The sequence below is a fragment of the Actinomadura geliboluensis genome (genome assembly GCF_005889745.1).
Lineage (GTDB): Bacteria > Actinomycetota > Actinomycetes > Streptosporangiales > Streptosporangiaceae > Spirillospora > Spirillospora geliboluensis.
Genome location: NZ_VCKZ01000469.1, coordinates 1 through 6718, shown reverse-complemented (window position 1 = coordinate 6718; position 6718 = coordinate 1). Strand labels below are relative to the sequence as shown.

The 6718-nt window shown below is 76.3% G+C and carries 4 protein-coding genes; 3 read left to right on the top strand and 1 reads right to left on the bottom strand.

Going from position 1 to position 6718, the window contains the following annotated elements; genetic code table 11:
* The coding region (locus ETD96_RS38700; RefSeq protein WP_138641462.1) for a glycoside hydrolase family 15 protein at nucleotides 1-1466 on the top strand (1466 nt) is incomplete at its 5' end.
* On the opposite strand, the gene ETD96_RS38695 is transcribed toward ETD96_RS38700, so the two are convergent.
* Entirely contained in the window at nucleotides 1431-3047 is a 1617-nt protein-coding gene (locus ETD96_RS38695) for an MFS transporter (protein WP_138641461.1), read from the bottom strand. The two genes, ETD96_RS38700 and ETD96_RS38695, sit on opposite strands and share 36 nt — an antisense overlap.
* Nucleotides 3048-3214: 167 nt before the next feature.
* Here ETD96_RS38695 and ETD96_RS38690 point away from each other — a divergent pair, with 167 nt between their 5' ends.
* Complete coding sequence (locus ETD96_RS38690) at nucleotides 3215-6202, top strand: FAD-binding and (Fe-S)-binding domain-containing protein (protein ID WP_138641460.1); 2988 nt, start codon at nucleotides 3215-3217, stop codon at nucleotides 6200-6202.
* 61 nt (nucleotides 6203-6263) lie between these two features.
* Nucleotides 6264-6718 (top strand): MarR family winged helix-turn-helix transcriptional regulator (locus tag ETD96_RS38685; protein WP_138641459.1); only part of this gene is annotated, 455 nt, incomplete at its 3' end.

Here is a 6718-nt window from a genome sequence, read left to right as displayed (position 1 = left end):
GCCCCGCCCTCCCCGACCGCGCGGTCGTCCTGCGCCGCTGCCGCGCCGTCCGCGGCGGCGCCCGGCTGCGCGCCCTGCTGGACGTGCGCCCCGGCGGCGCCCGCATGCGGGACCTGCACCACCGCGACCCGTACTGGACGGCCCGCGCCGGCGGCGCCCGGATCCGCTGGCGCGGCGCCGGCGAGGCGCTCGTGCGGGAGGGCGCCGACGGCGGCGCCGTCCTCGCCGTGACGTTCGACCTCGCCGAGGGCGAGTCGCGCGACCTGGTGCTGGAGATCGCCGCCGAGTCCGCCGGGGAGCCCCCGGCGGACCTGGACCCCGGCGCGCTGTGGGAGGCCACCGAGCGCGACTGGCGGGCGGCCGTCCCCTCCTGCGACGACACCGCCGCGCCCCGCGACGCCCGGCTGGCCTACGGGGTGCTGACCGGGCTGACCAGCGCCGCCGGCGGCATGGCCGCCGCCGCGACGACCGCGCTGCCCGAACGCGCCGACGAGGGCCGCAACTTCGACTACCGCTACGCCTGGATCCGCGACCAGTGCCTCGCCGGGCACGCCGTCGCCGCCCACGGCGGCCCCCCGCACGTGCTGCGCAGCGCCGCCGGCTTCGTCACCGCGCGCCTCCTCGCCGACGGCGACCGGCTCCGCCCCGCCTACACCGTCGCCGGGGGAGCGGTGCCCGGGCAGCGCCCCAGCGCGCTCCCCGGCTACCCCGGCGCCACCGCCGTCACCGGCAACCGGGCGAGCGCGCAGTGGCAGCTCGACGCCGTCGGCGAGTCGCTGCTGCTGCTCGCCACCGCCGCCGAGCACGACCGGGCCGGACCCGGCGCCCGCGAGGCCGCCCGCGTCGCCGCGGACGCCGTCGCGCGCCGCTGGCACGAGCCCGGCGCCGGCATCTGGGAGACCGAGGACCGGCTGTGGACCCACTCCCGGCTGATCTGCGCGGCCGGGCTGCGCCAGGCCGCCCGCGTCCTCGGCGGCCCCGCCGACGCCGCCGCCTGGACGTCCCTCGCCGACGCGATCCTCGCCGAGATGACCCGCACGGCCCTCGCCCCCGGCGGCCGGTGGCGGCGCGCGGCCGACGACGACCGCGTGGACGCCGCCCTGCTCATCCCGCCGCTGCGCGGGGCCCTGCCCGCCGGCGACCCGCGCAGCGCCGCGACGCTGGAGGCCGTCCGCGCCGAACTCGTCCAGGAGGGCTTCGTCTACCGGTACCGGGTCGGGGACGAGCCGCTCGGCGTCGCCGAGGGCGCCTTCACCCTGTGCGGGTTCGTCCTCGCCCTCGCCGAGCACCGCGCCGGCGACACCGCCCGCGCGCTGCGCACCTTCGAGCGCACCCGGTCCGGCAGCGCGACCAGCGGCCTGTTCTCCGAGGAGTACGACGTCCGGCAGCGGCAGCTGCGCGGCAACATCCCGCAGGCGTTCGTGCACGCCCTACTGCTGGAGACCGCGAGCCGGCTCGCGGACTGAGCCGCGTCCCGCCCGCGTCTCCACCCCCCACACCGCGACCACCAGGACCGCGGCCAGCAGCGGCACCGCGCCGAGCAGCGCCGTCTGCCCGATCGAGGGGACCGTCGCCCCCGCGGCCAGCACCGCCGTGACCGCGACACCGCCGAGCTTGCCGACCCCCGCCGACAGGCCCGAGCCGCGCGAGCGGATCCGCGTCGGGTAGATCTCCGAGCTGTAGGCGGCCAGCACCGCCGCGATCGTCGCGGTGCCGACGATCGGCCCCGCGAGCAGCACGTACAGCCACGTCCGGTCGTGGGCGAGCGACTCGCCCGCCACCGAGAACACCGCCAGCGCCGCCGCGACCAGCGCGGTCAGCGCCACGATGGTCTTCTTGGCGCTCCACAGCCCGTACATGGCGGCGGCGACGAACACCAGCGGCAGGCCGAGCACCGCCGAGTCCCGCAGCGCCCGGTCGGCGGCCTGCTGCGCCAGCCCGAGCTTCTGCAGGTTGGACGGGATCCACAGCTGGAAGCCGTAGGTGACCAGGCCGATCCCGAGGCCGAGCACGACCACCGCGAGGCTCAGCCCGGTGAACGGCGGCCGGAACAGCGGCCCGAAGCCCGCGCCGTGCGCGGCCTCCGGCTCCCGCCCGGCCTCCCGGCCGGCGGCGGTCTCCTCGACGGCGCCGTACCGCGCCATGATCTGCCGCGCCTCGGCCTCCCGGCCGCGCGCGAGCAGGAACCGGGGCGACTCGGGGATCCACCGGTTCAGCGCGATCAGCAGGACGCCGGTCGGCAGCCCGACCAGCCACAGGATCCGCCACGAGTAGTGCGGGACGAGCGCCGACGACAGCGCGCTGGTGACGACGTAGGCGAGGGCCAGGTTCCCGCCGATCAGCACCATCACCCACCCGCGGTGCCGGCCCGGGATCGTCTCGGCCAGCAGCGAGAACGTGATCGGCAGCATCCCGCCCGCCGCGACGCCCATCAGCAGGCACATCACCAGGTTCCAGGAGAACGACGGCATCGCCCCGCACACCGCCGTCGTCACGAACATCACCCCGGCCAGCAGGATCGACGGCCGCCGCCCGATGCGGTCGCCGAGCCAGCCCCACAGGAACGAGCCGAGCACCGTCCCGGTCAGGCCGGACAGCGGCAGCAGCGCGACCGGCCAGTGCCCGCCGGGGTTCAGCGGCGACTTCAGCCCGTACTCCGCGCCCATCCCCGGCGCCACGAACGACAGCGAGATCGGCTTCATCGCGTCGATCGTCACGGCCGTCGTCGTCACCAGCAGCAGCCCGATGTGGGCGCGCCGCAGCGGCGCGCCGTACGCGGCGCGGATCCGCGGCTCCCCGGCGCCGCGGGACGGAGCGGGCCCGCGCGGGACCAGCCCGTAGGCGGTGGCGGCGAGGCCCGCCACGATCAGCGCCATCCCGGCCGTCATCGGCGCGTCCATCGCCATGCCGCGCATCATGTAGTGCATGTCCGCGGCGCCGATGTACATCGGCAGGTGCAGCAGCACCCCCGCCACGCAGGCGAGGAACCCGGCCCAGAAGGCCGGCGGATGGGCGAAGGCGATGCCGCCCGCGTGCCGTGTTCGCATGGACGTCCCTCCAGGACGGGTGATCCAGGGGTGGGCCGGCTCGACATGATCAAGAGTGAAGTATCTCAAAAGGGATTTACAGGGATCAGTGTGACGAGTGGGCCGATGGTGGACACTGTGCGGCACGGCAGACGGTTGCGTGCGTCCCCCTGGGTATGCGTTGCGCCATGGCAGTTTCGGCAAAGCACAAGGAGTGGGACGCGCTCCGGCGCGCCCTCACCGAGCGCGTGGACGGAGAGGTCCGGTTCGACCCCGGGTCGCGCGCGGCCTACGCGCACGACTCCTCCAACTACCAGCGGCCGCCCATCGGGGTGGTGGTGCCGCGCGGCGTCGAGGCCGGCGCCGAGGCCGTCCGCGTCTGCGCCGAGCACGGCGCGCCCGTCCTGTCGCGCGGCGGCGGCACCAGCCTCGCCGGGCAGTGCGTCAACACCGCCGTCGTCATCGACTGGTCGAAGTACTGCCGGCGGCTGGTCTCCCTCGACACCGCGGCGCGCCGCGCCGTCGTCGAGCCCGGCGCCTGCCTGGACGACCTGAACGCCGAGCTGTCTCGGCACGGGCTGATGGTCGGGCCCAAGCCGTCCACCCACGACACCTGCACGATCGGCGGGATGATCGGCAACAACTCGTGCGGCGCGTCCGCGCAGGCGTACGGGAAGATGGTCGACTCCGTCGTCCGGCTGGAGGTGCTCACCTACGACGGCGTCCGGATGTGGGTGGGGGAGACCGGCGAGGAGGAGTACGCCCGGATTCAGGCGGCGGGCGGCCGGCGCGCCGAGATCTACCGGGCGCTGCGCGAGCTGCGCGACGACGGGCTGGAGCCGATCCGCACCCGCTTCCCCGCCATCCCGCGCCGCGTGTCCGGCTACAACCTCGACTCGCTGCTGCCGGAGAAGCACTTCGACGTGGCCCGCGCCCTCGTCGGGTCGGAGTCCACGCTGGTCACCGTCCTGCGCGCCGAGATCGAGCTGGTGCCCGTCCCGGCGCACCAGTCGCTGGTCGTCCTCGGCTACGACGACATCGCCCTCGCCGGCGACGCCGTGCCGCGCATCCTGCCGTCCGAGCCGCTCGCCCTGGAGGGCATGGACGAGCGGCTCCTCGACCTCGCCAAGCGGCACCGGTTGGCCGGGCCGCGCGTGGTGAAGGACATGCCCGGCGGCGCCGGCTGGCTGATGGTCCGGTTCGGCGGCGACACCAAGGAGGCCGCCGACGCGCGCGCCCGCGACCTCATCGAGCGGGTGGCGGCCGGGCCGAACCCGCCGCGGCACACCTTCGTCCGCGACCCCGCCGAGGAGGAGCTGCTCTGGAAGGTCCGCGAGGCCGGCCTCGGCGCCACCGCCTACCCGCCCGGGCGCCCCGACACCCACGAGGGCTGGGAGGACTCCGCCGTCCCGCCCGACCGGCTCGGCGACTACCTGCGCGACTTCCGCGCCCTCATCCGCGAGTTCGGCTACGGGCCCGTCTCCCTGTACGGGCACTTCGGGCAGGGCTGCGTCCACACCCGCATCCCCTTCGACCTGGAGGACCCCGAGGGCGCCGCCGCCTACCGCCGGTTCGTCGAGCGCGCCGCCCGGCTCGTCGCCTCCTACGGCGGGTCGCTGTCGGGCGAGCACGGCGACGGGCAGGCCCGCGGCGAGCTGCTGCCGCTGATGTTCGGCGCCGAGGTCGTCCGGCTGTTCGAGCGGTTCAAGGCGGTCTTCGACCCGGGGAACCGGATGAACCCCGGCAAGATCGTCCACCCGCGGCGGCTGGACGACGACCTCGACCACCTCGCCTACGGCCCCGCCGAGCCGCGCACGCGGTTCGCCTTCCCCGACGACCACCACCGGTTCACCCACGCCGCCGCCCGCTGCGTCGGCATCGGCAAGTGCCGCGCCTCCTCCGGCGGCGTCATGTGCCCGAGCTACCGGGCGACGGGGGAGGAGGAGCACTCCACCCGCGGCCGCGCCCGGATCCTGATGGAGATGATGCGCGGCATGCCCGGCGGCGGCTCCCAGGCCGACCGCGACGAGGCGGCCGTCATCACCGACGGGTGGCGCTCGCAGGACGTCCGCAACGCCCTCGACCTGTGCCTGGCGTGCAAGGGCTGCCGCAGCGACTGCCCCGTCAACGTCGACATGGCCACCTACAAGGCCGAGTTCCTCCACCACCACTACGCGGGACGGATCCGGCCGCCCGCGCACTACACGATGGGCTGGCTGCCGGTGTGGGCGCGGCTGGCCGCGGTCGCGCCCCGCGCCGCCAACACCGCCCTGCACCTGCCCGGCCTCGGCCGCGCCGCCAAGCGGATCGGCGGCATCGACCCCCGCCGCGACATGCCGCGCTTCGCCGCCGAGCGGTTCACCGACTGGTTCAAGCGGCGCCCCGCGCCGGACGGGCCCGGCGGCGACCGGGTCGTCTTGTGGCCCGACACCTTCACCAACAGCTTCCATCCCCACATCGGCAGGGCCGCCGTCCGCGTCCTGGAGGCCGCCGGATACCGGGTCGAGGTGCCGCCCGCCCCGCTGTGCTGCGGCCTGACCTGGATCTCCACCGGGCAGCTCGGCACGGCCGCGCGGGTGCTGCGCCGCACCGTCCGGGCGCTGGCGCCCCGGCTGCGCGACGGCGTCCCCGTCGTCGGGCTGGAACCGTCCTGCACCGCCGTGTTCCGCGCGGACGCGCCCGAGCTGCTGCACGACGACCCCCTCGCCGCCGACGCGCGGCTGCTCCGCGACCGGACCCGGACCCTCGCCGAACTGCTCGACGAGCGCCAGCAGGAGGCCGGCGGCCCCTCGCCCGGCGCCGCGCACGGCATCGTCGCCGGGCTCGACACCCCGAGGGTCCGCGCGGTCGCGCAGCCCCACTGCCACCAGCACGCCGTCATGGGCTTCGACGCCGACCGGCGCGTGCTGGCCCGCGCCGGGGTCGACGTGGACGTCCTCGACGCCGGCTGCTGCGGCCTCGCCGGCGACTTCGGCTTCGAACGCGGCCACTACGAGGTGTCGGTGAAGATCGCCGAGCAGGGGGTGTGGCCCGCCGTCCGGGACGCCGCGCCCGGCACCGAGGTGCTCGCCGACGGCTTCTCCTGCCGCACCCAGATCACCGCCGGCACCCCGGCCCGGCCCCGCCACCTGGCCGAACTGCTCGACGAGCTGCTGCCCGCGCGGCGGCGCGGATGACCGCCCGGAACCGCCCGGGGCGCGTTGGCGCCGCGCGGGCCCGGCCCTGTAGAAAGTGGTCATGAACGAGGACGCGGACGCGGGCGTCGACGAGGTCACCTCGGCGCTGCTCACCGCCTCCCGGCTGCTGGTGGCGGTCTCGGCGCGGTCCCTGGCCGCGGTCGAGGACGCCGTCACGCTGCCGCAGTTCCGGCTGCTGGTCGTGCTGTCCTCGCAGGGGCCGTCCAAGCTCGTCACGCTCGCCGGGCTGCTGGAGGTCAACCCCTCCACCGCGATGCGGATGGTGGACCGGCTCGCCGCCGCCGGGCTCGTGCGCCGCGAGGCCAGCCCGCGCAGCGGCCGCGAGGTCCGCATCCAGGTGACCGCCGCCGGCCGCGGCATCGTCGACGACGTCACCGCCCGCCGCCGCGCCGAGATCGCCGAGGTCGTCGCGCGCATGCCGGCCGGGCAGCGCCGCGCCCTCGTCGCCGCGCTGCGCGCCTTCACCGAGGCGGGCGGGGAGCCCCCGGTCACCGC